Below are 23968 nucleotides of genomic sequence, written 5' to 3'. Positions count from 1 at the left end.
ATGCGGAAATGGAGAACCAGATGGGAATTTCGAAAGCAAGTCTGCTCAGCCTCGCGGCGGCTGGCATTGTCCTGGCCGGGTGCCAGAGCTCCCGCTTCGGCAATCTCGATACGGTTTCGCCACCGCCGCCGCCTCCGCCTGTTGCCGCCGCTCCGGCAGGCACGGTGCAGAAGGGCAATCTTTCTTCTCCCAATGCTTCGCAGTTCCCGACGGCTCCGACCACGAACCCCAATGCGCAGCCCGGCACGCAGGTTGCAAGCCTGCCGCCGGCATCCGCGCCCGACCTGACGCCCGGCTCCGTCGCCGGTGTCTGGAACGCATCGCTCGGCGGCCAGAGCTGCAAGATCGCGACGCCGCAGACCAAATATGGTCAGGGCTACCGCGCAGGTCCGCTGCGTTGCCCCGGTGAACTCGGCAATCTCGCTTCCTGGGCCGTCAACGGCAAGCAGCTGGTACTCTATGATGCGAATGGCGGTACCGTCGCTTCGCTCTATTCCTCGGGGGCGAGCCGCTTCGATGGACAGACTTCGGGCGGTCAGGCCGTATCGCTCTCGCGCTAAGACATTCTTGCGCTTGGAGCGCATTTCGATCTGATTGAATCAGATTGGCGCTCCAATTGTCTTTGTTTTGCCGCGCATCTTTGCCCGAAAACCGTTTCGCACTTTTCGGGATGCGCTTTAAAGACAGGCGGATCATCGCGAGATGGTCCGCCGTTTTGCAATTGAAAGGTTGAACGGAAGCAATCATGTCTTTCGACGGTAATCTGAAAGCCTTCCCCTCCGTCCGCGAACATTACGATGCGATGGTCACGGCGGGCGATGTGGAAGCCGATCCCGCTCAACTCGAACTTACCGTCCGTTACGACCGGCTGATCGAGGAAATCTGCAGCAGACGCCTGTCACGCAAGTCGAGCGCGCTCGGCTGGCTGTTCGGCAAGCGCAAGGAGGCGTCGAGCGTCATCAAGGGGCTTTACGTGCATGGCGAGGTCGGGCGCGGCAAGACCATGCTGATGGATATGTTCTTCTCGCTCCTGCCGGTCGAACGCAAGCGCCGCGCGCATTTCAACGATTTCATGGCCGATGTGCATGAGCGCATCTATGCGCATCGCCAGGCACTGAAGCGCGGCGAAACCAAACAGGACGACCCGATTCCGCCGGTTGCCGAAGCCTTGGCCCAGCAGGCATGGGTGCTTTGCTTCGACGAGTTCACCGTGACCGACATTGCCGATGCGATGATCCTGTCGCGCCTGTTCAGCGCGTTGTTTTCGCGTGGTGTGGTGCTGGTGGCAACATCCAATGTCGCGCCGGACAATCTTTATCGCGATGGGCTGAACCGGCAGCTTTTCCTGCCTTTCATCGATATTCTCAAACAGCATGTCGATGTGATCAATCTGGATTCGCGTACCGATTACCGCCTCGAAAAACTAGACCGCCAGCCGGTCTATCTGTCGCCGCTGGGGGCTGAAACCACCAAACGCATGGATGCGGCCTGGGCGGCGCAAAAGGATGGCGCGCAGGAAAAGCCGGACGTGATCCGCATCAAGGGGCGCGACATTGAGATTGCCCGTTCCGTGCATGGCGCGGCGCGCTTTACTTTCGAAGCGTTGTGCTCGAAACCGCTCGGCGCCTCGGACTATATCGCCATCGTCAAGCATTATCCGACGCTCTTCATCGATGATGTGCCGGTGCTGGACTATGCGCGCCGCAACGAGGCCAAGCGCTTCATCCTGCTGATCGACGTGCTTTACGATCATCATGCGCGGGTGTTCATTTCCGCCGAAGCACAGCCGGAAAAGCTCTATCTTGCCAACAAGGGCACAGAGGCATTCGAGTTCGACCGCACCGCGTCGCGCCTCTTCGAGATGCAGAGCGCGGAATATCTGGCCGAGCCGCCCGGCAAGGCCGGCTGAAAGTTCCGCCATCGTCGCTACCATCATCAGACTGCCATGGACTGGACTTATACGTTCCGTGGGCTATGTTACCCCCGCAATTCGTGATCGGGGGGCGACACGCTTCAGGGCGAAGTCTGCCCCAAACTTGAAACGCGCATCGGTTCAGATCGTGACCCATCTGGAACCGTTGCACGACGCTGAGAGAATTGGCAGCTTGCCAGCCGCTCCATACGGCCTGTTCGGGTATGGCTGTCGGTGGTAGGACGAGGGCGATTTTGCCTTGTTCTCGACAAATTATCTTACGTTTACGTAAGAACCGATAAATCTAACCGATTGAAAACATTAGTCGCAAAATAATGAGTTGAGTTTATCGGCAAAGAGTCCTATCTCGCAGTTCCAACGCTTGAGCGTTTCCGGCGAGGATTCCGGATGGGCTTGATGCGTTTCTGGATCAAAAGTGAGGAAAGAAACAATCATGGCACGCAACAAGATTGCCCTCATCGGCTCCGGCATGATCGGCGGCACGCTCGCTCATCTGGCCGGTCTGAAGGAACTCGGCGACGTCGTCCTTTTCGACATTGCGGAAGGCATCCCGCAGGGTAAGGGACTGGATATTGCCGAATCTTCTCCGGTTGACGGTTTTGATGCGAAGTACACCGGCGCTAACGACTACGCTGCAATCGAAGGCGCAGACGTTGTCATCGTGACCGCAGGCGTGCCGCGCAAGCCGGGCATGAGCCGCGACGACCTTCTGGGCATCAATCTCAAGGTGATGGAACAGGTTGGCGCGGGCATCAAGAAATATGCCCCTGAAGCTTTCGTCATCTGCATCACCAACCCGCTCGACGCCATGGTCTGGGCGCTGCAGAAGTTTTCCGGACTTCCGGCGCACAAGGTTGTCGGCATGGCCGGCGTTCTCGACAGCGCCCGCTTCCGCTATTTCCTCTCGGAAGAATTCAACGTCTCGGTTGAAGACGTCACGGCATTCGTGCTGGGCGGTCACGGCGACAGCATGGTTCCGCTCGCCCGTTACTCGACCGTTGCCGGCATCCCGCTGCCAGATCTCGTCAAGATGGGCTGGACCAGCCAGGACAAGCTCGACAAGATCATCCAGCGCACCCGTGACGGCGGCGCGGAAATCGTCGGCCTGCTCAAGACCGGTTCGGCTTTCTACGCTCCGGCTGCGTCGGCCATCCAGATGGCTGAATCCTATCTGAAGGACAAGAAGCGCGTCCTGCCGGTCGCTGCCCAGCTTTCGGGCCAGTACGGCGTCAAGGACATGTATGTCGGCGTGCCGACCGTGATCGGTGCCAACGGCGTCGAGCGCATCATCGAAATCGATCTCGACAAGGACGAGAAGGCGCAGTTCGACAAGTCGGTGGCATCTGTTGCCGGTCTTTGCGAAGCCTGCATCGGTATCGCTCCGTCGCTGAAGTAAATTCCAGACAAGGCCGGATTGTCGCTTCTTTGCGGCTCCGGCCTTTTCCGGCTGTCAATCCGTACCGGCTCCGTTCAATCCCAATATGCAACGGACCGGGAATCCGCAGAGGACAACCAGATGAATATTCACGAATACCAGGCCAAGCGCCTGCTTCACACCTACGGCGCGCCGATCGCCAATGGTGTGGCTGTCTATTCCGTCGAACAGGCGGAAGAATGGGCAAAGACGCTTCCCGGACCGCTTTATGTCGTCAAGAGCCAGATCCATGCTGGCGGACGCGGCAAGGGCAAGTTCAAGGAACTGCCAGCCGATGCAAAAGGCGGCGTTCGCCTCGCCAAGTCTGTCGAGGAAGTGGTTGCCAATGCGAAGGAAATGCTGGGCAACACGCTGGTCACCAAGCAGACCGGCCCTGCCGGCAAGCAGGTCAACCGTCTTTACATCGAAGACGGCGCCGACATTGATCGTGAACTCTATCTCTCGATCCTGATCGACCGCACCGTTGGCCGTCCGGCTTTCGTCGTTTCGACCGAAGGCGGCATGGACATCGAAGCGGTTGCCGAGGAAACCCCTGAGAAGATCGTCACCGTCGCCATCGACCCCGCCAAGGGCGTGACCGATGAAGATGCCAACAAGCTCGCCGATGCGCTGAAGCTTGAAGGTCAGGCGCGCGAGGACGGCCTCAAGCTGTTCCCGATCCTCTACAAGGCCTTCACCGAGAAGGACATGAGCCTTCTGGAAATCAATCCGCTGATCGTCATGACCGATGGCCGCGTGCGCGTTCTCGACGCCAAGGTGTCGTTCGACGGCAACGCCCTGTTCCGTCATCCTGACATTCAGGAACTGCGCGATCTGTCGGAAGAAGACGAAAAAGAAATCGAAGCTTCCAAGTACGATCTCGCCTACGTCGCTCTCGACGGCAATATCGGCTGCATGGTCAATGGCGCGGGCCTTGCCATGGCAACGATGGACATCATCAAGCTCTACGGTGCAGAACCTGCCAACTTCCTCGACGTCGGTGGCGGTGCTTCCAAGGAGAAGGTGACGGCTGCGTTCAAGATCATCACCGCTGATCCGGCTGTCCAGGGCATTCTGGTCAACATCTTCGGCGGCATCATGAAGTGCGACGTCATCGCCGAAGGCGTGATTGCCGCGGTCAAGGAAGTCGGCCTCAAGGTTCCGCTGGTTGTCCGTCTGGAAGGCACCAATGTCGAACTTGGCAAGAAGATCATCAACGAGAGCGGCCTGAACGTCATTTCGGCCGACGATCTCGACGATGCGGCGCAGAAGATCGTCGCTGCAGTGAAGGGGAATTAAGGCATGTCCATTCTCGTCAACAAGGACACCAAGGTTCTCGTACAGGGCCTGACCGGCAAGACCGGCACCTTCCACACCGAACAGGCGCTTGCCTATTACGGCACGCAGATGGTCGGCGGCATCCATCCGAAGAAGGGTGGCGAAACCTGGGAAGGCGCAAAGGGCGAAAAGCTGCCGATCTTCGCAACCGTTGCCGAAGCCAAGGAACGCACGGGCGCTGACGCATCCGTGATCTATGTTCCGCCAGCAGGCGCCGCAGACGCGATCATCGAAGCCATCGAAGCTGAAATCCCGTTCATCGTCTGCATCACCGAAGGCATTCCGGTCATGGACATGGTTCGCGTCAAGGAGCGTCTGGAACGCTCGAAGTCGCGCCTGCTCGGACCGAACTGCCCGGGCATCCTGACCCCTGAAGAATGCAAGATCGGCATCATGCCGGGCAACATCTTCAAGAAGGGTTCGGTGGGCGTTGTTTCCCGCTCCGGAACGCTTACCTATGAAGCAGTGTTCCAGACCTCGAACGAAGGCCTCGGCCAGACCACCGCTGTCGGTATCGGCGGCGATCCGGTCAAGGGCACCGAGTTCATCGACGTTTTGGAAATGTTCCTGGCCGACGACGAAACCAAGTCGATCGTCATGATCGGCGAAATCGGCGGTTCGGCTGAAGAAGATGCGGCGCAGTTCCTCAAGGACGAAGCCAAGCGCGGCCGCAAGAAGCCGATGGTCGGCTTCATCGCTGGCCGTGCGGCACCTGCCGGACGCACCATGGGCCATGCCGGCGCCGTGATCTCCGGCGGCAAGGGTGGTGCGGAAGACAAGATTGCAGCCATGGAATCGGCTGGCATTCGCGTGTCGCCGTCGCCGGCGCAGCTCGGCAAGACGCTGGTCGAAGTCCTCAAGGGCTGAGATCGCGTAACGATCTGAATATCCCGGCTGCGGCGAAAGCCGCTGCCGGGTTTGGCATGAAGGCCGGACCATTCCGGCAACCGGGAACGGATATGCCCGTTCCGACGCGTAGAGTTTAGTTATGCCGGGGTCTGTAGCGGTTCCTCCCCGGCGGCGTGAGGGATGAAGGTCAAAAGCTTCCGGCCCGCGCAGATGAGCCGCTGACAAGGAGACGGAGCGCTGCTCCGGATAGGCTATGGCAAGGCAGGAACAAGCCAACGACGTTTTCGCCCTTACCTCATTCCTCTATGGCGGCAATGCCGACTATATTGAGGAGCTGTACGCCAAGTATGAGGACGATCCGAATTCGGTCGATCCGCAGTGGCGCGATTTCTTCGCCAAGCTGGGCGATAATGCCGACGACGTGAAGAAGAACGCCGAAGGCGCGTCCTGGACCAGAAAGAACTGGCCGATTGCCGCCAATGGCGAACTCATTTCCGCGCTCGACGGCAACTGGGCCGAAGTCGAAAAGCATGTCACCGACAAGCTCAAGGGCAAGGCGGCAAAGGGCGAAGCGAAGGGTGCCACCGGCGCGGCCCTTACCAGCGAAGAGATCACGCAGGCTGCACGCGACAGCGTTCGCGCCATCATGATGATCCGTGCCTATCGCATGCGCGGCCATCTGCACGCCAATCTCGATCCGCTCGGTCTCTCCGAAAAGCCGAACGACTATAACGAGCTGGAGCCGGAAAACTACGGTTTCACGCCTGCCGACTACAACCGCAAGATCTTCATCGACAATGTGCTCGGCCTCGAATACGCGACCGTGCCGGAAATGCTCGACATCTTGAAGCGCACCTATTGCGGCACGATCGGCGTCGAATTCATGCATATCTCCGATCCGGCTGAAAAGGCCTGGATTCAGGAGCGCATCGAAGGGCCGGACAAAAAGGTTGCTTTCACGCCGGAAGGCAAGAAGGCCATTCTGTCGAAGCTCATTGAAGCGGAAGGCTTCGAGCAGTTCATCGACGTCAAGTACAAGGGCACCAAGCGTTTCGGTCTCGATGGCGGTGAATCGCTGATCCCGGCGCTGGAACAGATCGTCAAGCGCGGCGGCGCCATGGGCGTCAAGGAAATCATCTTCGGCATGGCCCACCGTGGCCGTCTGAACGTGCTTAGCCAGGTCATGGGCAAGCCGCACCGCGCCATCTTCCACGAGTTCAAAGGCGGTTCCTACGCGCCCGACGACGTGGAAGGCTCGGGCGACGTGAAGTACCATCTGGGCGCTTCGTCGGACCGTGAGTTCGACGGCAACAAGGTCCACCTGTCGCTCACCGCCAACCCGTCGCACCTTGAAATCGTCAACCCGGTCGTGATGGGCAAGGCCCGCGCCAAGCAGGACCTGCTGGCCGGTCGCACCCGCGACGACATGGTTCCGCTTGCAACCCGTGCCAAGGTTCTGCCGCTGCTGCTGCATGGCGATGCTGCTTTTGCCGGTCAGGGCGTCGTGGCCGAGTGCCTTGGCCTTTCGGGACTGAAGGGCCACCGCGTTGCCGGTACGGTGCATTTCATCATCAACAACCAGATCGGTTTCACCACCAATCCGGCCTTCTCGCGGTCGTCGCCTTATCCGTCGGATGTGGCGAAGATGATCGAAGCGCCGATCTTCCACGTCAATGGCGACGATCCGGAAGCCGTGGTGTTTGCCGCCAAGGTTGCGACCGAGTTCCGCATGACCTTCCACAAGCCGGTGGTCATCGACATGTTCTGCTATCGCCGCTTCGGTCACAACGAAGGCGACGAACCGTCCTTCACGCAGCCGCTGATGTACAAGGCGATTCGTGCGCACAAGACGACCGTTCAGCTCTACAGCGAAAAGCTGATTGCGGAAGGCCTCATCAAGCAGGAAGAAATCGACCAGATGAAAGCGCAGTGGCGCGAAAATCTGGAAACCGAATTTGAAGCCGGACAGAGCTACAAGCCGAACAAGGCTGACTGGCTTGACGGCGCGTGGGCTGGCCTGCGCACTGCCGACAATGCCGACGAACAGCGTCGCGGCAAGACTGCCGTGCCGATGAAGACGCTGAAGGAAATCGGCAAGAAGCTGGTTGAAGTGCCGAAGGACTTCCATGTCCACCGCACGATCCAGCGCTTCCTCGACAACCGTGCCAAGATGATGGAAACGGGCGAGGGGATCGACTGGGCGACGGCTGAATCGCTGGCGTTCGGTTCGCTGGTTGCCGAAGGCAGCCCTGTTCGCCTGTCCGGTCAGGACGTCGAGCGCGGCACTTTCTCGCAGCGTCACACCGTTCTCTACGATCAGGAAACCCAGAACCGCTATATCCCGCTCAACAATATCCAGAAGGGCCAGGCGATCTATGAGGCCATCAACTCGATGCTCTCGGAAGAAGCGGTGCTGGGCTACGAATACGGCTATTCGCTGTCCGACCCGCGCGCGCTAGTGCTGTGGGAAGCGCAGTTTGGCGATTTCGCCAACGGCGCGCAGGTGGTGTTCGACCAGTTCATCTCGTCGGGCGAACGCAAGTGGCTGCGCATGTCCGGCCTCGTCTGCCTTCTGCCGCACGGCTATGAAGGCCAGGGTCCGGAACACTCTTCCGCTCGTCTGGAGCGCTATCTCCAGCTCTGCGCCGAAGACAACATGCAGGTGGCCAATGTCACGACGCCTGCCAACTACTTCCACATCCTGCGCCGCCAGATGAAGCGCGACTTCCGCAAGCCGCTCATCATGATGACGCCGAAGTCGCTGCTGCGCCACAAGCGCGCCGTTTCGACGCTGGCCGAAATGTCGGGCGAATCTTCGTTCCACCGCCTGCTGTGGGACGATGCGCAGTACAACAAGGATGAAGGCATCAAGCTCCAGAAGGATGCAAAGATCCGTCGCGTCGTTCTCTGCTCGGGCAAGGTCTATTACGACCTTTACGAAGAGCGCGAAAAGCGCGGCATCGATGATGTCTATCTGCTGCGCGTGGAACAGCTCTATCCTTTCCCGGCCAAGGCGCTCATCAACGAGCTGTCGCGGTTCCGTCAGGCGGAAATGGTCTGGTGCCAGGAAGAGCCGAAGAACATGGGCGCATGGTCGTTCATCGACCCGTATCTGGAATGGGTGCTGGCGCATATCGACGCCAAGCATCAGCGCGTGCGCTATGCGGGCCGTCCGGCCGCAGCATCGCCTGCAACGGGCCTGATGTCGAAGCATCTTGCGCAGCTCGCCGCTTTCCTTGAGGATGCGCTCGGCAGCTAACCGGTTTTGGAGCCGCCTTGCGGGCGGCTCCAGCACTTGAACACAAATTCAAAATTCGAAGATCAACGGAAGAAAAAACCATGGCCACCGAAATTCGCGTTCCCACGCTTGGGGAGTCCGTTACTGAGGCAACCATCGGAAAATGGTTCAAGAAAGTCGGCGATGCTGTCGCTGCCGACGAACCGCTGGTGGAACTGGAAACCGACAAGGTGACAGTGGAAGTTCCGGCTGCTGCTGCTGGCGTACTGGCTGAAATCACGGCCAAGGAAGGCGACACGGTCGAGGTCAATGCGCTTCTCGGCCAGATTTCCACCGATGGCGCTGCCGTTGCCGCTGCTCCGGCTGCGAAGAAGGAAGAAGCCAAGCCTGCTGCCGCTGCCCCTGCTCCGGTCGCATCCGCTTCGTCCGGCCCGGCTATGCAGCCAGCCCCTGCCGCTTCCAAGCTGCTTTCAGAAAACAACCTCTCCGCCGATCAGGTGGAAGGTTCCGGCAAGCGCGGTCAGGTGCTGAAGGGCGATGTTCTCGACGCCATCGCCAAGGGTGTTTCGGCTGCTCCGGCTCCGGTCGCTGCGGCGGCTGCCCGTCCGGCATCGCCTGCTGACGACGCCTCGCGTGAAGAACGTGTGAAGATGACCCGTCTGCGCCAGACGATCGCCAAGCGTCTGAAGGATGCCCAGAACACTGCCGCCATGCTGACGACCTACAACGAGGTCGACATGTCTGCGGTGATGGAACTGCGCGCCAAGTACAAGGACATCTTCGAGAAGAAGCATGGCGTGAAGCTCGGCTTCATGGGCTTCTTCACCAAGGCCGTGACCCATGCGCTGAAGGAAATCCCGGCGGTCAATGCCGAGATCGACGGCACCGACATCATCTACAAGAACTTCGCCCATGTCGGCATGGCTGTCGGCACGGACAAGGGCCTTGTGGTTCCGGTTATCCGCGATGCCGACAGCATGTCGATCGCGGAAATCGAAAAGGAACTGGGACGTCTGGCCAAGGCCGCTCGCGACGGTTCGCTGTCCATGGCCGACATGCAGGGCGGCACGTTCACCATCACCAATGGCGGCGTTTATGGTTCGCTGATGTCTTCGCCGATCCTGAACGCTCCGCAGTCGGGCATTCTCGGCATGCACAAGATCCAGGAACGTCCGGTTGTCGTCGGCGGCCAGATCGTGATCCGCCCGATGATGTATCTGGCGCTTTCCTACGATCACCGCATCGTGGACGGCAAGGAAGCCGTGACCTTCCTCGTGCGCGTCAAGGAAAGCCTGGAAGATCCGGAACGTCTGGTTCTCGATCTCTAAGGAAGAACGATGGAGCCGGGCCTCTTCTCCGCATCCCCGTTCCTGCCGCTGGTCGGCTGGAGCGCCGTCCTGCTGGTGGTTCATATCCTCCTGCAGGGCTTTGCGGCAACGAAGGAACTCGGCTCCCGATGGAATGCCGGTCCGCGCGACGAAGGTTTAAAACCTTCCGGCAGGTTTGCCGGTCGCGCGGAGCGGGCCTCCGCCAATTTTCGCGAAACCTATCCGGCATTCGTCGGGCTGGCGCTGGCGCTCGCGCTGAAAGGCGACCCATCCGGATGGGGCATCCTCGGGGCGTGGCTCTGGTTTGTCAGTCGCATCGTCTATATCCCGCTTTATCTGGCGGGCATTCCCTACTTCCGGTCCTTTGTCTGGCTGATCAGTCTGGTGGGGCTCGGTATCATGCTTCTGGCTTTGGTTCTGTGATGACAGCCTGCGCGTGAAACGCGCAACGAAGGAAACGCGATGCATCCCTATCTGTTCGAACTTGCGTCCCTGATGGCGATTTTCGTCTTTGCCATCGTTTCCCCCGGCGCCGATCTTGCCATGGTCATCCGGCAGTCGCTGCTGCATGGCCGCCGCGAGGCGATCATTACGAGCTTCGGCATCGGCACCGCTTTGATGATGCATGTCACCTATACGGTGCTTGGGCTCGGTCTCATCATTTCCAAGTCGATCTATCTGTTCAATATCGTCAAATGGTGCGGTGTGGCCTATCTGGTCTATATCGGCATCAAGGCGCTGCGGGCTGGAACGACGAAGATCGACGTGGAAGCTTCGACAAAGGAACCGCATAAGCAGCAGAGCTTCGCCAAGGCTTTCGGCCTCGGCTTTGCCGCCAATGCGCTGAACCCCAAGGCCGTGTTCTTCTTCCTGTCGATTTTCTCGACGGTTGTTCATGCCCATACGCCCACCGAGGTGAAGCTTGGCTATGGCGTCGTGATGGCGACCGCGCTCATATGCTGGTTCGTCGGCGTCAGCCTTTTCATGACGACGCCGAAGATGCGCGCAGCTTTCTCGCGTGCCTCGAAATGGATCGATCGTGCCAGCGGTGTTGTCTTCATCGCGCTGGGGCTTAAACTTGCCACCGAAAAGGCTATGTAATCCTTATCTTCGGGCGGTCGAAGATTCGCTGCCGGAAAAGCTCAGCCGGAACACTCAGCCGGAACACTCAGGGAGAACCGACAGATGCATACAGCACCCAAGCTTTTCACGACCGCCGCCGTTTCGGTGCTCGCGCTCACCCTGTTCTCGACCGCCGTTCAGGCGGCCTGCACGCAGAACCGAGCGATATATCGGGATCGCGACGACGCCTATACGCTGACCTTCCGCCCGGAACAGCCGAATGATCTGAAAATGACGCCGGCACCGACGAACGAGTTCACGATCACGGCCAATGACAAGCCGGAGTTCAAGCTGAGCGGCATGGTCATCTGGCCGGAGGAAGGCGTGGCTCGCCCCTATGCTTTGCTGACCTTCAACTGCAAGGGCGATGGTTCCAATCCGGAAGACCTCGACGATTGCAGCATCTGGCAGAGCGTCATCTATGCACTGAAGGAAGGCGCGGAAGCCGAGGTGCTGCCCAAGGCGGAAGAACCGGCGGCGCAGGCGATCCTGCTGCCCGATCTGGTGACGGCGCTCGACGGTTATGATTTTGGAGCGGCAAAACCTGAAAAGCCGCTGCAGTGGGAAGTGTTCCGCTTTCAGGGATGCACGCCCGACGAGGAATGACCGGCTGTCCCGGAGGACGCCGGTTTTATGAGAACATGCGAAAGAAGGGCTGGCCGGATGAACCGTGTCGCCCGAAAACGTTCAGGACAGACTGAAGAAGGATAGTTCAATGTCATACGATGTGGTTGTCATCGGTACGGGCCCCGGCGGTTATGTCGCCGCGATCAAGGCCGCACAGCTTGGTCTTTCCGTTGCTGTTGTGGAGAAGCGCAAGACCTTCGGTGGCACCTGCCTGAATATTGGCTGCATCCCTTCCAAGGCGCTGCTGCATGCATCGGAAGTCTTTGCCGAAGCCGGTCATTCCTTCGATACGCTCGGCGTGGAAGTGACGCCGAAGCTCAATCTCACGAAGATGCTGGCGCATAAGGATGCGACCGTGAAGGCCAACGTCACCGGCGTTGAATTCCTGTTCAAGAAGAACAAGATCACGGCCTTCATCGGCACCGGCAAGATTATCGGCAAGGGCAAGGTTTCCGTGACCGCCGAAGACGGCAAGGTCGAGGAAATCGAAGCGAAGAACATCATCATCGCCACCGGCTCGGACGTGGCCGGCATTCCGGGCGTCAAGGTCGATATTGACGAGAAAGTCATCGTTTCCTCGACCGGCGCGCTTTCTTTCGACAAAGTTCCGGGCAGCCTGATCGTGGTCGGCGGCGGCGTGATCGGCCTGGAACTCGGTTCCGTCTGGGCGCGTCTCGGGGCGAAGGTCACGGTGGTCGAATATCTCGACAAGGTGCTCGGCCCCATGGACGGCGAAGTGTCCAAGCAGTTCCAGCGCCTCCTCGAAAAGCAGGGCATCGCCTTCAAGCTCAGCGCGAAAGTGACGGGCGTTGAAAAGTCGGGCAAGGGCGCGAAAGTGACCTTTGAGCCGGTCAAGGGCGGCGCGGCTGAAACGCTGGAAGCCGATGCGGTTCTCATCGCCACCGGCCGTCGTCCTTACACCGACGGTCTCGGCCTTCAGGAGGCTGGCGTCAATGTCGATGATCGCGGCCGCGTTGCGATCGACGGTCACTGGCGCACCAATGTCGAAGGCATCTATGCCATCGGTGACGTGGTGCAAGGCCCCATGCTGGCGCACAAGGCTGAGGACGAAGGCATCGCGGTTGCCGAAATCATTGCCGGTCAGGCCGGTCATGTGAACTTCGATGTCATCCCGAGCGTTGTCTACACGCAGCCGGAAGTCGCTTCCGTCGGCAAGACCGAGGAAGAGCTGAAAGCCGCCGGTATCGAATACAAGGTCGGCAAGTTCCCGTTCACGGCCAATGGCCGCGCGCGCGCCATGCTGCACACCGACGGTTTCGTGAAGATCCTTGCCGACAAGGCAACGGATCGCGTTCTGGGTGCACATATCCTCGGCTACAATGCTGGTGAAATGATCCACGAACTGGCCGTCCTGATGGAATTTGGCGGTTCTTCGGAAGATCTGGCCCGCACCTGCCATGCGCATCCGACCATGTCGGAAGCCGTGCGCGAGTCCGCTCTGGCGACCTTCGCCAAGCCGATCCATATGTAATCGGCAGATTTCCATATTTGTAAAAAGGCCCGCAGATGCGGGCCTTTTTCATTGCTATTTAATTCTGCGCTGGCGGGTTGGCCGGCGGAGCTGGAGCTGGGCTTGCGGGCTCGCTCTGTGTCGCTGGTGGCGGGGGCGGCGCGGCCGTGTCGGTTCCGCTGCCATTTCGGTAAAAGAAGTAGCCAAGAACGATGATCGCAACCAGAAGCACCGCGCCAAGCAAATAGCCGCTTCCGCCGCGCGGTGGCGGTGGCGGCGGCATTCCGGATGGATCTGAAAGACGCGGGTCTGTTGTCGTGCGCGGCTCGTTGTTCCTCGGATCAAGGGGATCAACCATATCGGGTTCCTCCAATGGTCCCTTCCGCCATCGAAACGACAGTCGGGAAGTGACAGTCAGCCGGGTACTTGCTGTTGCTCATCGGGCAATCGATGCTCCAACCGCGTGCTGTCATGCGGTGCGATAACAAACCCGGTGTATATCAATGAGAAATGGAGGAGATAGTTCCCAAAGCGCTAATATGCGAAGGAGCACGCACGAATAGCGGTGCGGAGCGGGGCGCTGGTGCTGGTGTTAACGCAAGAGAAACTGCACATCATTTATGTATATTCAATCATGGGAGCGGCCTGCTGATCGAAATTATGATCGATCAACTGGCTATCAGGGCTTTATCACTGTAAAGCCCTGATAGGGCAGGATCGTTATAAGCGATCAGAGACGACGCCGAAATTTGAGGAATGACATTATGCCGTCGAAAGAAAACCTGAAAACCATTGAGCGCTTCGAGAAACTCTCGTCGCTTTTGCGCGATGAACAGTTCAAGCTTCTGGATGAAGCGGCTCGGGAAGAAGCACTTCCGGGAAAATCCATACTGAGACAGATTGCCGAACTTGAACTCAATATAACGGCCGTTGAAAACAGCATCACGGACCTGAAAGCCGGCTAGAGCATTTCCTGAATCCTTGGAAATGCTCTCTCGACGACTTAGAGCGGAACCACCCGATAACCCTTTGCACGCAGCAATTCGATTACCCCATCCGTGCCCGGCAGATGCAGCGCGCCGACGGCAATAAAAGCATTTCCCTTGTCGATGATCGGGACGGCGCGATCAGCCATGACGTGATTGCGATCCGAAATGAGATATTTTAGAAACAAATCATAGTCATCGTCGGAAAGGCTGTCGGGAACAATCTTCCGGAGCGCCGGCATGATCATCCCGATCTCACCCTTGAGATAGAGGGCAGTTGTCGTCTCCATGGCATCCTCGATATCGTCGCCATAATCGATGGTGGCGACAAGGCTGCGCAGATGGAAATCGAGCGGCATCCGGTTCATCGCCAGAAGCTGTTCTTCCGCACTTTCAAGGCCCTGAACATTGCGGCCTTCGGCCTGTGCATCGAGTGCAAGCTTTTCATCGAGCGATTTCTCGCCCTCGCTTTGCCGCTCCCGCTCGCATTTGGGAAGTGCCAGAAGACTGGACAGCACCCATGGCTTCATTTTGGCGACCGCGTCGAGAACGATACCGCGTTCTGCAAGCTTCCGTTCGATTTCTTCACGTCGTTCGGCGGGAAGGTGCGATTTCAGCGTGGTGCCATCGGTGAAGAGCAGCAGGTCGGGATGTTCGAGCCTGGCGCGCAGGAGAAACTTCGGGTCCAATATATCTGCCGTTTCCACGACGACCGTGTTCGCCGATCGATAGGCTTCGTCGGTGGCTTTCGGCAATGTCATGACGCGGGGATCGGAAAAGTGCATCGTGCCGAAGAGATAGGACGGCTCGACGCCCTCCTTCTCGATTTTCCAGAGGAGCCCTGTGCGATTGGGAACCTTATCGGCTTCGCGCTGCAACTCCTGCCAGCTTGCCGGGTCTTTCGTCGCAAGTCCCTCCATGAGGTTGACGCCGTGTGGGGTACAAGCAGCAGCGGCCGGGGCATTGTCGGCGCGAGCGGGGATGGAGCCTGCAAGACAGGCAAAGAGAAGGGTCAGAAACAGCTTTTTCATGAGGGCAATATAAGGACGTTCTTCGCGGATGCGAGACCAATATCAAGCGCGCGGGTGCGCCTTGTCGTAGATTTCCAGCAATCGCTCGGTATCGACGCCGGTATAGACCTGCGTTGTGGAAAGACTGGCATGGCCAAGCAGTTCCTGGATGGTGCGCAGATCGCCGCCTCGTCCCAGAAGATGCGTTGCGAAGGAGTGGCGCAGCGCATGCGGCGTCGCACTGTCGGGCAGACCCAGGCCAGCGCGCAGTTTCTGCATTTCGCGCTGGATGATCGCCGCATGAAGAATACCGCCCTTGGTGCCGCGAAACAGCGGTTTGTCGGCGGAAAGATCGAAGGGGCAAAGCGCCCTGTATTGCGCGATTGCGCGGTGCACGACCGGCAGCAACGGCACGAGACGAGCTTTGTTGCCCTTGCCGGTAATCGTGATCGAAAGGGCACTGCTGTCGGATAACGCGTCACCCATAAGGCCAAGCGCTTCGGAGATGCGCAGGCCGCAACCATAGAGCAAGGTCAGAACGGCGGCGTTGCGCGCGGCTATCCATGGTTCCTCCGCCAGTTGCCCGTCTGCGGCAACCACGCGACGGGCGTCTTCGGCGGTCAGCGGCTTCGGCAGTGATTTCGGCTGCCGCGGCGCGCGCATGGCGCTTGCTCCCGCTGCATTGGCAAGGCCGCGTTTTTCCAGATGGCGCAGCAGCGAGCGCACGCCGGCAAGTCCGCGCCCCAGCGTTCGCGCGCCGACACCTTCGTTGCGGCGGCTGGCAAGAAACGAGCGCAGATCGGCGATCCGCAGATTGCCGACATCTTTCAGCGACGGCGGTTCGCCCAGATGGCCGGTCAGAAAATTGAGAAACTGACGCGTATCGCGCTCATAGGCATCAAGCGTATTTTCCGACAGGCGGCGCGCATCTTTCAGCGTCTTCAGCCATTCTTCCCTCGCGGCTGCGAGATCGGCGCGGGCAGGGATCAGAAACTCGCTGTTTGTCGTCATAAATCGGGCCGCTCGTTCACTCTGGATTCGCAAGGCAGTCTGCCAGCGATAGGTTACCGGCTGGTTTTCGTGGGCCGAAGAGTGCTTTTGTGACGAAATAACGTGAAAAAGACCAAGGAAAGAGCTATTGAACGAAAAATAGTTCTATCCGTTCAGCAGAAACAAGGTTGGCAATGCCGCGTCCAGAAAACCCGATCCAGCTCGCCGTTATCGGTGCCGCACATGGCACGCGCGGTGAAGTGCGAGTGAAGACCTTTACCGGCGATCCGCTGGCCATCGCCGATTACGGCCTGCTTTATGACGAACAGGGCAAGAGCTACGAAGTTCTGGAAGCGCGTCCCGCCAAGACGGTCGTGGTCGTGCGTTTCAAGGGCGTCAATGACCGCAATGCAGCCGAGGCGCTGAACGGGATCGAGCTTTTCATCGACCGCTCACAGCTGCCGGATGACGAGCTGGACGAAGACGAATTTTACCAGACCGATCTGATCGGCTTGCTGGCGGTCGATGCGGAAGGCAAAACCTATGGTGTGGTGAGCGCCCTGTTCGATTTCGGCGGCGGTGACCTCATCGAGCTTTCCGAGAAGGGCAAGCGTCCGATGCTCATTCCGTTCACGGAAGCGGCCGTCCCGGAGATCGATTTCGACAAGGGAACACTGCTGGTCGAACCCTATGCCGCCGGGTTGATCGCCGAGGATGAGGACGAGCGCCAGCAAAGCGAAAAGAAAAAGCCGAAGAAGTGATGACCGAAGTTTCAAAGGTCGCAGACGAGACCGGTTTCTTTCATGCATCCGTGCTGACGCTTTATCCGGAAATGTTCCCCGGACCGCTGGGCACTTCGCTTGCCGGCAAGGCGCTCGGGGAAGCGAAATGGCGGCTGGATGCGGTGCAGATTCGCGATTTTGCCGAGGGTAAACACCGTATGGTGGATGACACGCCCTCTGGCGGGGGCGCCGGCATGGTGATGAAGCCGGATGTTATTGCCCGCGCGCTCGATTCCGTTGCCGACGGCCACCGCCCGATGCTTCTGATGAGCCCGCGCGGAAAACCGCTGACGCAAAAGCGCGTGCGCGAGCTTGCCGACGGGCCGGGCGCGATCATTCTCTGCGGACGATTCGAGGGCGTGGATGAGCGCGTCATCGAGGCGCGCAATCTCGAGGAAGTTTCGATTGGCGACTACATCCTGTCGGGCGGAGAGACTGCGGCCATCGTGCTGCTCGATGCCATCGTGCGACTTTTGCCGGGCGTGATGGGCAATCGCGAATCCGGAGAGACGGAAAGCTTCGAGACCGGCCTGCTCGAACATCCGCATTTTACCCGCCCGCAGGTTTGGGAAGGAAGATCGATTCCGGAAATCCTGACCTCCGGCAATCATGGCGCTATCGATAAATGGCGGCACGAGCAGGCGGAACGTATCACCAGGGAACGGCGTCCCGATCTATGGGAAGCCTATAGCGAGGGCAAGCGCAAATGAATCTGATCCAGCGGTTCGAAAGTCTTTCTCTCGCGCTGCTGGCGCTCGGAGCCTATTGGGTCAGCGGCGCGAGCTGGTGGCTGTTCGCCATCCTCATCCTTGCACCCGATCTTTCCTTCTTCGGCTATATGAAGGGGCCGCGCACCGGCGCCGTGGTCTATAATATGGCCCATAGCTGGATCGGCGTTGTGTTCGTGGCGGTGCTGGGTTGGGCGATGAGCTGGTCGTTCTGCTTTGCGATCGCGCTGATCTGGGCCGTGCATATCGGCGTCGACCGCGCGCTTGGCTTCGGGCTCAAATATGGCACGGGTTTCAAGGATACGCATCTGGGCCGTATCTGAGGCGATTTTGGCGTCCTGATATTGATTCATCGGCGGCAATGGTGTATTGCCGCGCCAGTTCGGGCTGGTCCCGACATTGTAATATCCCGTTTGGGCGAAGCCCAGACGTCCTAAACCAATAAATGGTGTACCGCTCCTGCCTGAATTTGAAGGCATAGCCACAGGGCCAAGGATTGCTTGGTGGCAAGTGCAGAGCGCTCTGACTGTTTGAGAAGAATTCAGAAGGAGAAAGACGATGACCGATATCATTCGTCAGCTTGAAGCCGAACAGGCAGCAAAGATTGAAGAAAAGCGCAAGCTTCCAGATTTCCAGCCGGGCGACACGGTTCGCGTTCAGGTTCGCGTCACCGAAGGTACGCGTACCCGCGTGCAGGCCTATGAAGGCGTTTGCATTGCCCGTTCCGGCGCTGGCCTCAATGAAAACTTCACCGTTCGCAAGATTTCCTACGGCGAAGGCGTGGAGCGCGTATTCCCGGTTTACTCGCCGATCGTTGAAGGCGTTGAACTCGTTCGCCGCGGCAAGGTTCGTCGCGCGAAGCTTTACTACCTGCGCGGCCTCACGGGTAAGGCTGCCCGTATTGCTGAAAAGAAAGACAACCGCACCAAGGTCGAGCGCGAAGCCGACAAGGCTGCCGCTGCCAAGGCCGAAGCTGCCAAGGCTGCTGCTGAATAAGCTTCACAGCACTCTGTTTGAAAAAGGCGGCCACAGGTCGCCTTTTTTATTTGCTAAATGCGAAAGCCTGCGTAACATACTGCATAATTTCGCCCACATCTCGCAAGATTGTTACTGCGACACCCTGTTGCGGTTTCAGTTTCTTGACGAACTGTGCGGGCGGGTGCATATGACAGCCAGTTAAGAACTATTCAAGTTAAGACCATTCAAGGGACCTCTCGCAATGAGCGCGCCGCGTACACTTTACGACAAGATCTGGGACGACCATGTAGTGGATCAGCAGGAAGACGGAACCTGCCTCCTTTATATTGATCGCCATCTTGTGCACGAAGTGACGAGCCCGCAGGCTTTCGAAGGCCTGCGCATGGCTGGCCGCAAGGTGCGCCACCCTGAAAAGACGCTGGCGGTGGTCGATCACAACGTTCCGACCTCGCCGGACCGCATCAACGGCATCAAGAACGAGGAAAGCCGCATTCAGGTCGAGGCTCTGGCCAAGAATGCCGCTGATTTCGGCGTCGAATATTATTCCGAGCGCGACAAGCGTCAGGGCGTCGTGCACATCGTCGGGCCGGAGCAGGGCTTCACCCTTCCGGGCATGACCATCGTCTGCGGCGACAGCCATACCTCCACGCATGGCGCTTTCGGTTCGCTGGCGCATGGTATCGGCACGTCCGAGGTGGAACATGTTCTGGCCACCCAGACGCTGATCCAGAAAAAGGCCAAGAACATGCTGGTGCGTGTGAATGGCAAGCTGGCTCCCGGCGTTACCGCCAAGGACATCACGCTCGCCATCATCGGCGAAATCGGCACTGCGGGCGGCACCGGTTACGTGATCGAATATGCAGGCAGCGCCATTCGCTCGCTGTCGATGGAAGGCCGAATGACGGTCTGCAACATGTCGATCGAGGGCGGCGCCCGCGCCGGCCTGATCGCGCCGGACGAAACGACCTTTGCCTATATCAAGGACAAGCCGCGCGCGCCGAAGGGCGAAGCGCTGGAACAGGCGATTTCCTACTGGAAGACGCTGCATTCGGATGAAGGCGCGCATTTCGACAAGATCGTCGAACTTGACGCGGCCAAGATTTCGCCGGTTGTTTCCTGGGGCTCTTCGCCGGAAGACGTCGTCTTTGTCACCGACATTGTGCCCAATCCCGACGAGATCAAGGACGAGACCAAGCGTGCATCGAAGTGGCGCGCGCTCGATTATATGGGCCTGAAGCCGGGCACCAGGATGACCGACATCAAGATCGACCGTGTCTTCATCGGCTCCTGCACCAATGGCCGCATCGAGGACCTTCGCGACGCGGCCCGCATGGCCGCTGGCAAGAAGGTTGCCGCCGGCGTGAGCGCCATGATCGTTCCGGGGTCCGGTCTGGTGAAGGAGCAGGCGGAGGCCGAAGGCCTCGACAAGATCTTCATCGAAGCCGGCTTCGACTGGCGCGAGCCGGGCTGCTCCATGTGCCTTGCCATGAATGACGACCGCCTGAAGCCGGGCGAACGCTGCGCTTCGACCTCGAATCGCAATTTCGAGGGGCGTCAGGGCTTCAAGGGCCGCACGCATCTCGTGTCGCCGGCCATGGCCGCTGCCGCCGCGATTGCTGGACATTTCGTTGACATTCGCGAGTGGAACTAAGGCTCCAAAACAGATGAAGCGTTCCTGAAGGCTTCCAGAAGATCAAACCGCCGGTTCATCCCGGCGGTTTTTCTTTGGTGTATATTAGCAGCTTTTTCACGCTTTGATTGTATGGAGGGGCAGGGTGGCTGGCGTCGTGAAGAGTTTGGCAGCCGGCACGGGAAGAGAATCGAATGAATGGAGCCGACTTTATCCTTCTGATCAACATGACCGTTTCAGGTCTGTTTGCTTTCGCGTTTCTCGGCATAGCCGTTTACGCGCGGGATAATACGGCAGCGCCCGTCTTCGCCTTCGGCTTCATTTTCGCAATGCTCTATTTCCTGGCAGAACTTGCCATGCCTTCCATTCCCAATCCCCGCATGGGCTATATGCTCGCCTTCACGACCTATTATCTGGCGCTGTCCTGCCTGGTCATCGGTCTTGCACGCATGTATGCCCGGCCTGTGCCGTGGATCGCACTCGGCCTGCTGACCATTGCATCCGTCACCATGATTTACGGCATATATGATATTGCCCGCAGCCACATGATTGGCATGCTCCTCTATCAGACACCCTATTTCCTTGTTCTGCTCCTTGCGGTGCGGGTGATCCTGCGGAGAGATCGCAACGGCATCGATACCTTGATGGCGGTGCTGTTCGGGATCAGTGCCGTTCATTTCCTGTTCAAGCCGGTCATCGCGGTGACTGCGGGAGGAGCGGGTGTCGAACCCAGCGATTATATCGATACGACCTATGCGATGTTTTCACAGTCGATAGGCGCTGCTCTGTCCGTTGCTGGCGGGTTGCTTCTGCTGTTGAGCCTGATGCGGGAACTGATCGCCAATATGCTGATCCGCTCCGAGACCGACCAGCTATCGGGACTGCTCAACCGGCGCGGTTTCGAGTTTCGCGCCGAGGCCGCAATTGAAAAGTCGAAGCGCATGCGGCAGGCTCTGTCGCTGGTTCTCTGCGACATCGATCATTTCAAGGCGATCAACGATACGCACGGCCACGCGCTTGGAGATCGCGTCATCGCCGCTTTTTCCGCCGAACTGCGCAAGGCGGCGAACGGTAAGAACGGAATTTCGGCCCGCATAGGCGGTGAGGAATTCGCGATCATCCTGCCGGGAAACACGATTCAGTCGGCGTGGCGGTTTGCGGATAAGGCGCGGCTTGTCTGCCGCGATATCCATATTCCTGGACGCAACGGCGTCATTGTTTTCACCGCGAGCTTCGGCATCGCGGAAATGGAATTCGATGATGTGTTTTCCGATCTCTATAAACGCGCCGATGGTGCGCTATATGAAGCGAAGAAAGGCGGACGCAACTGTGTCCGCAGCGCCCTGCCAATATTGGTGGATGAAAACGTTCTCGAATTTCGTTCAATGACCGGGCGCTGAACGAAGCCTATTCGTAGCCGCAGCCAGGATGGTCCAGAACCGGCGTTTCCCCGCGGTCGATCCCATGCATGAAAGAGCGTCCACGCAGCACGACCGCGCTTTCGCAATTGCTGTTGGGCTTTGCCACGATGTAGGCGATGGCATTGTCGCGTGGCGCAGAAATTATCCTCAAGTGCTGCGGCGGCGAAGAAACGGGCTGCGCCGCTCCGACCCGGATGATCTTGGCGCCATTATCGGGCATCTGGATCACGAGATTTCCCGAGGCATCGATGGAACGTATCGCAGGGTCGGCAAGTGTAGGGCTGGTCAACGCAAGAGCCCCGATGACGCCAAGCATCGTCCATTCGCATTTAGCCATCGTCGTTCGAGCCTCATCGTCCGTGATCACCAAGAGAATGAGGATCATTTTAACTCTTTCTTTACCTTTGTCATCCGTGCTGGCTACAATGGAACCGGTCTTCCCAAGCGCTCCTGCCTTTGCATGTGGCGCGTGGAAAGAGCTGGAAACGCCAAGGAACGTCCAATGACCAAAGATCATGCCGTCGATATTGCGCTCCTCCATCTGCGTGATGCCCACGAATTCGCGCCGCTGCTGGCAAGCTACGCGCAGGCGCTGAAGCGCGGCGCGCCTCGCCGCCCCGACGATTTTTATGCCGAGCACCTGCTTCAGGATCGCGCCGCTGAAACGCTGGGGGCGCGGGTTGACGGAAATCTGGTCGGCTTCGTGATCTTCTACGATCTGCCCGAGCCGGTAACGGGCCTGCGTGCAGGGCAGGTCGATCATATCTATGTGCATCACGATCATCGCGGGAAGGGCATCGCCAAGGCGCTGATCGACGTGCTGGCCGACAAGGCCGAGGAGCGCAGCTGGTCCAAGCTGGTGCTGAATGCCCCGCGTGTGCCCGAAGACGGGCGCAAGCTCTATGAGCAGATCGCCACGGCTGCCGACTGGTCGAGCTATGTGATTCGATTCGGCAACTGATCGATTTTCCAAAAGTGGATGAAATTACACATGTTTTTGCCGGTTGCGGTCTTCAATCGTTTGAATGCCGCAATCACGCGAATGTGTCGCGCAGGTGCGACCAATTGTTAGTCTTTTCGTGAAAAAGCTTCTTTGACGTGATGGTAAAAGCGCAGTAGAAAGCGCCACATAGGGCCGTACGCCACGGTCCAGCCTTATTTTCTTGGGTCGTACCGGCGCGGGATCGTAAAGTCCGGTTCCCTGTGCCTCGGACGACGTCGAACCAGGGTTCGGGAGAACCCGCAACCCGGCTGCCTTGCTGATGATCGTCAGCGGGGTGTGGCCGGAGAGAAACGTCAGGGAAGCCTACAGAGCCATGACACAACCGACTGTAACGCGCCAGCGTCCTTTGTCGCCGCACCTGTCTATCTACAAGCCGGTCATTACGATGACGATGTCCATCGTCCATCGCATCACAGGCGGCGCACTTTACTTCGGCACCTTGTTGCTGGCGGCGTGGCTGATCTCGGCTGCTGTCAGCGAAGAGTGCTTCAACACCGTCAATGCATTGTTCTCGTCCTGGATCGGCCGCCTGATCCTGTTCGGCTATACATGGGCGCTTCTGCATCATCTGGCCGGCGGGGTTCGCCACCTGATCTGGGATACGGGCGCGGGGCTGGAAAAGCACACAGCTTCGAAGATTGCCTGGGCGACCGTCGTTTTCTCCGTCATTGCCACGATCCTCGTCTGGGTCGTCGCTTATTCGGTGCGCTAGGAGGCTCATCCCATGAACGGTATGAACAATGATATGCGTACCCCGCTCGGCAAGGTCCGCGGTCTTGGCTCCGCCAAGGAAGGTACCGCCCATTTCTGGTATCAGCGCGTGACGGCTGTGGCTCTGGTACCGCTGGTCCTGTTTTTCATCGGCCTCGTGATTTCGCTCAATGGCGCAAGCTTCGCGGAAGTCCGGGCCGCTCTTTCGCATCCCCTGACGGCCATCGTCATGGCGTTGTTCGTCCTGACCGGTGTCTACCATATGCGTCTCGGGATGCAGGTCATTATCGAAGATTATGTGCATGGCGAAGGCATGAAGGTCGTGCTGGTGATGCTGAACAGCTTCTTTACGGCTGTTGTCGGCTTTGCCTGTATCTTTGCGATCCTCAAGCTGAGCTTCGGAGGTTGA

25 protein-coding genes are annotated in these 23968 nt (G+C 58.8%); 21 read left to right on the top strand and 4 right to left on the bottom strand.

Translation table 11 applies throughout. The features are described 5' to 3' along the window. The first annotated feature begins 20 nt into the window (after positions 1–20). The 11 genes from J9800_RS18420 (at position 21) to lpdA (ending at position 13341) form a co-directional block, all read left to right on the top strand. Positions 21–560, top strand: coding sequence for a protease inhibitor Inh/omp19 family protein (locus tag J9800_RS18420; RefSeq protein ID WP_112586702.1), 540 nt, complete (start codon positions 21–23; stop codon positions 558–560). A 185-nt stretch (positions 561–745) separates the two neighbouring features. After that, the gene (zapE, locus tag J9800_RS18415; RefSeq protein ID WP_114214537.1) at positions 746–1909 is read left to right on the top strand and encodes a cell division protein ZapE; all 1164 of its coding nucleotides are present in this window, start codon (positions 746–748) and stop codon (positions 1907–1909) included. 457 nt (positions 1910–2366) lie between these two features. Next, on the top strand, positions 2367–3329 hold the full coding sequence (mdh, locus tag J9800_RS18410; RefSeq protein WP_112586698.1) for a malate dehydrogenase: 963 nt from the start codon (positions 2367–2369) through the stop codon (positions 3327–3329). Positions 3330–3449: 120 nt separating this feature from the next. Next, the gene (sucC, locus tag J9800_RS18405; protein WP_112586961.1) at positions 3450–4646 is read left to right on the top strand and encodes an ADP-forming succinate--CoA ligase subunit beta; all 1197 of its coding nucleotides are present in this window, start codon (positions 3450–3452) and stop codon (positions 4644–4646) included. Positions 4647–4649: 3 nt separating this feature from the next. After that, complete coding sequence (sucD, locus tag J9800_RS18400; protein ID WP_114214538.1) at positions 4650–5552, top strand: succinate--CoA ligase subunit alpha; 903 nt, start codon at positions 4650–4652, stop codon at positions 5550–5552. A 235-nt stretch (positions 5553–5787) separates the two neighbouring features. Beyond that, positions 5788–8793 carry a 2-oxoglutarate dehydrogenase E1 component gene (locus J9800_RS18395; RefSeq protein ID WP_112586696.1) on the top strand — a complete coding sequence of 1002 codons (3006 nt, stop codon included), beginning with the start codon at positions 5788–5790 and terminating at the stop codon, positions 8791–8793. Between the two features lie 80 nt (positions 8794–8873). Beyond that, positions 8874–10100 carry a 2-oxoglutarate dehydrogenase complex dihydrolipoyllysine-residue succinyltransferase gene (gene odhB / locus J9800_RS18390; protein WP_114214539.1) on the top strand — a complete coding sequence of 409 codons (1227 nt, stop codon included), beginning with the start codon at positions 8874–8876 and terminating at the stop codon, positions 10098–10100. A gap of 9 nt (positions 10101–10109) precedes the next feature. Then, positions 10110–10523, top strand: coding sequence for an MAPEG family protein (locus J9800_RS18385; protein WP_114214540.1), 414 nt, complete (start codon positions 10110–10112; stop codon positions 10521–10523). Positions 10524–10562: 39 nt separating this feature from the next. Beyond that, on the top strand, positions 10563–11201 hold the full coding sequence (locus J9800_RS18380; RefSeq protein WP_114214541.1) for a LysE family transporter: 639 nt from the start codon (positions 10563–10565) through the stop codon (positions 11199–11201). 84 nt (positions 11202–11285) lie between these two features. After that, on the top strand, positions 11286–11828 hold the full coding sequence (locus J9800_RS18375; RefSeq protein ID WP_114214542.1) for a hypothetical protein: 543 nt from the start codon (positions 11286–11288) through the stop codon (positions 11826–11828). Positions 11829–11937: 109 nt separating this feature from the next. Then, positions 11938–13341: a dihydrolipoyl dehydrogenase gene (gene lpdA / locus J9800_RS18370; RefSeq protein WP_114214543.1), complete on the top strand. Its 1404-nt coding sequence runs from the start codon at positions 11938–11940 to the stop codon at positions 13339–13341. Positions 13342–13399: 58 nt separating this feature from the next. Here lpdA and J9800_RS18365 read toward each other — a convergent pair whose 3' ends face one another. Continuing rightward, on the bottom strand, positions 13400–13678 hold the full coding sequence (locus J9800_RS18365) for a hypothetical protein (RefSeq protein ID WP_112586687.1): 279 nt from the start codon (positions 13676–13678) through the stop codon (positions 13400–13402). A 406-nt stretch (positions 13679–14084) separates the two neighbouring features. On the opposite strand from J9800_RS18365, the gene J9800_RS18360 reads away from it, so the two are divergent. Then, on the top strand, positions 14085–14285 hold the full coding sequence (locus J9800_RS18360; RefSeq protein ID WP_112586685.1) for a hypothetical protein: 201 nt from the start codon (positions 14085–14087) through the stop codon (positions 14283–14285). A gap of 38 nt (positions 14286–14323) precedes the next feature. On the opposite strand, the gene J9800_RS18355 is transcribed toward J9800_RS18360, so the two are convergent. Together J9800_RS18355 and J9800_RS18350 are read right to left on the bottom strand one after the other, a co-directional pair. Further along, positions 14324–15337, bottom strand: coding sequence for a TraB/GumN family protein (locus J9800_RS18355; protein ID WP_114214544.1), 1014 nt, complete (start codon positions 15335–15337; stop codon positions 14324–14326). A gap of 42 nt (positions 15338–15379) precedes the next feature. Beyond that, complete coding sequence (locus tag J9800_RS18350; protein WP_114214545.1) at positions 15380–16327, bottom strand: tyrosine recombinase XerC; 948 nt, start codon at positions 16325–16327, stop codon at positions 15380–15382. 173 nt (positions 16328–16500) lie between these two features. Between J9800_RS18350 and rimM the strand changes: the two genes are divergently transcribed. The 6 genes from rimM to J9800_RS18320 all read left to right on the top strand — a co-directional run bounded on the left by rimM (position 16501) and on the right by J9800_RS18320 (position 21824). Next, a complete protein-coding gene (gene rimM, locus J9800_RS18345; protein ID WP_114214546.1) occupies positions 16501–17067 on the top strand; it encodes a ribosome maturation factor RimM in 567 nt (188 codons plus the stop codon). Next, entirely contained in the window at positions 17067–17798 is a 732-nt protein-coding gene (trmD, locus tag J9800_RS18340) for a tRNA (guanosine(37)-N1)-methyltransferase TrmD (RefSeq protein ID WP_114214547.1), read from the top strand. Before rimM ends, trmD begins: the two co-directional genes overlap by 1 nt. Continuing rightward, positions 17795–18139: a DUF4260 domain-containing protein gene (locus tag J9800_RS18335; RefSeq protein WP_114214548.1), complete on the top strand. Its 345-nt coding sequence runs from the start codon at positions 17795–17797 to the stop codon at positions 18137–18139. Before trmD ends, J9800_RS18335 begins: the two co-directional genes overlap by 4 nt. A 235-nt stretch (positions 18140–18374) precedes the next feature. Next, entirely contained in the window at positions 18375–18812 is a 438-nt protein-coding gene (rplS, locus tag J9800_RS18330) for a 50S ribosomal protein L19 (protein WP_114214549.1), read from the top strand. A 223-nt stretch (positions 18813–19035) separates the two neighbouring features. Continuing rightward, positions 19036–20445 carry a 3-isopropylmalate dehydratase large subunit gene (gene leuC / locus J9800_RS18325; protein WP_114214551.1) on the top strand — a complete coding sequence of 470 codons (1410 nt, stop codon included), beginning with the start codon at positions 19036–19038 and terminating at the stop codon, positions 20443–20445. A gap of 173 nt (positions 20446–20618) precedes the next feature. Next, positions 20619–21824 carry a GGDEF domain-containing protein gene (locus J9800_RS18320; protein ID WP_114214552.1) on the top strand — a complete coding sequence of 402 codons (1206 nt, stop codon included), beginning with the start codon at positions 20619–20621 and terminating at the stop codon, positions 21822–21824. A 7-nt stretch (positions 21825–21831) separates the two neighbouring features. Here J9800_RS18320 and J9800_RS18315 read toward each other — a convergent pair whose 3' ends face one another. Beyond that, positions 21832–22230 (bottom strand): hypothetical protein, encoded by a 399-nt coding sequence (locus J9800_RS18315; protein ID WP_286167397.1) that lies wholly within the window; start codon positions 22228–22230, stop codon positions 21832–21834. Positions 22231–22347: 117 nt separating this feature from the next. On the opposite strand from J9800_RS18315, the gene J9800_RS18310 reads away from it, so the two are divergent. The 3 genes from J9800_RS18310 (at position 22348) to sdhD (ending at position 23968) form a co-directional block, all read left to right on the top strand. Continuing rightward, the gene (locus tag J9800_RS18310; protein WP_006470954.1) at positions 22348–22806 is read left to right on the top strand and encodes a GNAT family N-acetyltransferase; all 459 of its coding nucleotides are present in this window, start codon (positions 22348–22350) and stop codon (positions 22804–22806) included. A gap of 355 nt (positions 22807–23161) precedes the next feature. Further along, positions 23162–23560: a succinate dehydrogenase, cytochrome b556 subunit gene (gene sdhC, locus J9800_RS18305; protein WP_061344524.1), complete on the top strand. Its 399-nt coding sequence runs from the start codon at positions 23162–23164 to the stop codon at positions 23558–23560. Between the two features lie 12 nt (positions 23561–23572). Continuing rightward, the gene (sdhD, locus tag J9800_RS18300) at positions 23573–23968 is read left to right on the top strand and encodes a succinate dehydrogenase, hydrophobic membrane anchor protein (protein WP_210845904.1); all 396 of its coding nucleotides are present in this window, start codon (positions 23573–23575) and stop codon (positions 23966–23968) included.

It is taken from the genome of Ochrobactrum sp. AP1BH01-1, from assembly GCF_018066705.1.
Classification (GTDB): domain Bacteria; phylum Pseudomonadota; class Alphaproteobacteria; order Rhizobiales; family Rhizobiaceae; genus Brucella.
This window is presented reverse-complemented; position numbering and strand designations above follow the sequence as displayed.

Excerpts from the sequence above, each read along its gene's own strand:
- J9800_RS18420 (WP_112586702.1), top strand. The coding sequence starts at position 21 with ATGGGAATTTCGAAAGCAAGTCTGCTCAGCCTCGCGGCGGCTGGCATT.
- zapE (WP_114214537.1), top strand. The coding sequence starts at position 746 with ATGTCTTTCGACGGTAATCTGAAAGCCTTCCCCTCCGTCCGCGAACAT.
- mdh (WP_112586698.1), top strand. The coding sequence starts at position 2,367 with ATGGCACGCAACAAGATTGCCCTCATCGGCTCCGGCATGATCGGCGGC.
- sucC (WP_112586961.1), top strand. The coding sequence starts at position 3,450 with ATGAATATTCACGAATACCAGGCCAAGCGCCTGCTTCACACCTACGGC.
- sucD (WP_114214538.1), top strand. The coding sequence starts at position 4,650 with ATGTCCATTCTCGTCAACAAGGACACCAAGGTTCTCGTACAGGGCCTG.
- J9800_RS18395 (WP_112586696.1), top strand. The coding sequence starts at position 5,788 with ATGGCAAGGCAGGAACAAGCCAACGACGTTTTCGCCCTTACCTCATTC.
- odhB (WP_114214539.1), top strand. The coding sequence starts at position 8,874 with ATGGCCACCGAAATTCGCGTTCCCACGCTTGGGGAGTCCGTTACTGAG.
- J9800_RS18385 (WP_114214540.1), top strand. The coding sequence starts at position 10,110 with ATGGAGCCGGGCCTCTTCTCCGCATCCCCGTTCCTGCCGCTGGTCGGC.
- J9800_RS18380 (WP_114214541.1), top strand. The coding sequence starts at position 10,563 with ATGCATCCCTATCTGTTCGAACTTGCGTCCCTGATGGCGATTTTCGTC.
- J9800_RS18375 (WP_114214542.1), top strand. The coding sequence starts at position 11,286 with ATGCATACAGCACCCAAGCTTTTCACGACCGCCGCCGTTTCGGTGCTC.
- lpdA (WP_114214543.1), top strand. The coding sequence starts at position 11,938 with ATGTCATACGATGTGGTTGTCATCGGTACGGGCCCCGGCGGTTATGTC.
- J9800_RS18365 (WP_112586687.1), bottom strand. The coding sequence starts at position 13,678 with ATGGTTGATCCCCTTGATCCGAGGAACAACGAGCCGCGCACGACAACA.
- J9800_RS18360 (WP_112586685.1), top strand. The coding sequence starts at position 14,085 with ATGCCGTCGAAAGAAAACCTGAAAACCATTGAGCGCTTCGAGAAACTC.
- J9800_RS18355 (WP_114214544.1), bottom strand. The coding sequence starts at position 15,337 with ATGAAAAAGCTGTTTCTGACCCTTCTCTTTGCCTGTCTTGCAGGCTCC.
- J9800_RS18350 (WP_114214545.1), bottom strand. The coding sequence starts at position 16,327 with ATGACGACAAACAGCGAGTTTCTGATCCCTGCCCGCGCCGATCTCGCA.
- rimM (WP_114214546.1), top strand. The coding sequence starts at position 16,501 with ATGCCGCGTCCAGAAAACCCGATCCAGCTCGCCGTTATCGGTGCCGCA.
- trmD (WP_114214547.1), top strand. The coding sequence starts at position 17,067 with ATGACCGAAGTTTCAAAGGTCGCAGACGAGACCGGTTTCTTTCATGCA.
- J9800_RS18335 (WP_114214548.1), top strand. The coding sequence starts at position 17,795 with ATGAATCTGATCCAGCGGTTCGAAAGTCTTTCTCTCGCGCTGCTGGCG.
- rplS (WP_114214549.1), top strand. The coding sequence starts at position 18,375 with ATGACCGATATCATTCGTCAGCTTGAAGCCGAACAGGCAGCAAAGATT.
- leuC (WP_114214551.1), top strand. The coding sequence starts at position 19,036 with ATGAGCGCGCCGCGTACACTTTACGACAAGATCTGGGACGACCATGTA.
- J9800_RS18320 (WP_114214552.1), top strand. The coding sequence starts at position 20,619 with ATGAATGGAGCCGACTTTATCCTTCTGATCAACATGACCGTTTCAGGT.
- J9800_RS18315 (WP_286167397.1), bottom strand. The coding sequence starts at position 22,230 with ATGATCCTCATTCTCTTGGTGATCACGGACGATGAGGCTCGAACGACG.
- J9800_RS18310 (WP_006470954.1), top strand. The coding sequence starts at position 22,348 with ATGACCAAAGATCATGCCGTCGATATTGCGCTCCTCCATCTGCGTGAT.
- sdhC (WP_061344524.1), top strand. The coding sequence starts at position 23,162 with ATGACACAACCGACTGTAACGCGCCAGCGTCCTTTGTCGCCGCACCTG.
- sdhD (WP_210845904.1), top strand. The coding sequence starts at position 23,573 with ATGAACGGTATGAACAATGATATGCGTACCCCGCTCGGCAAGGTCCGC.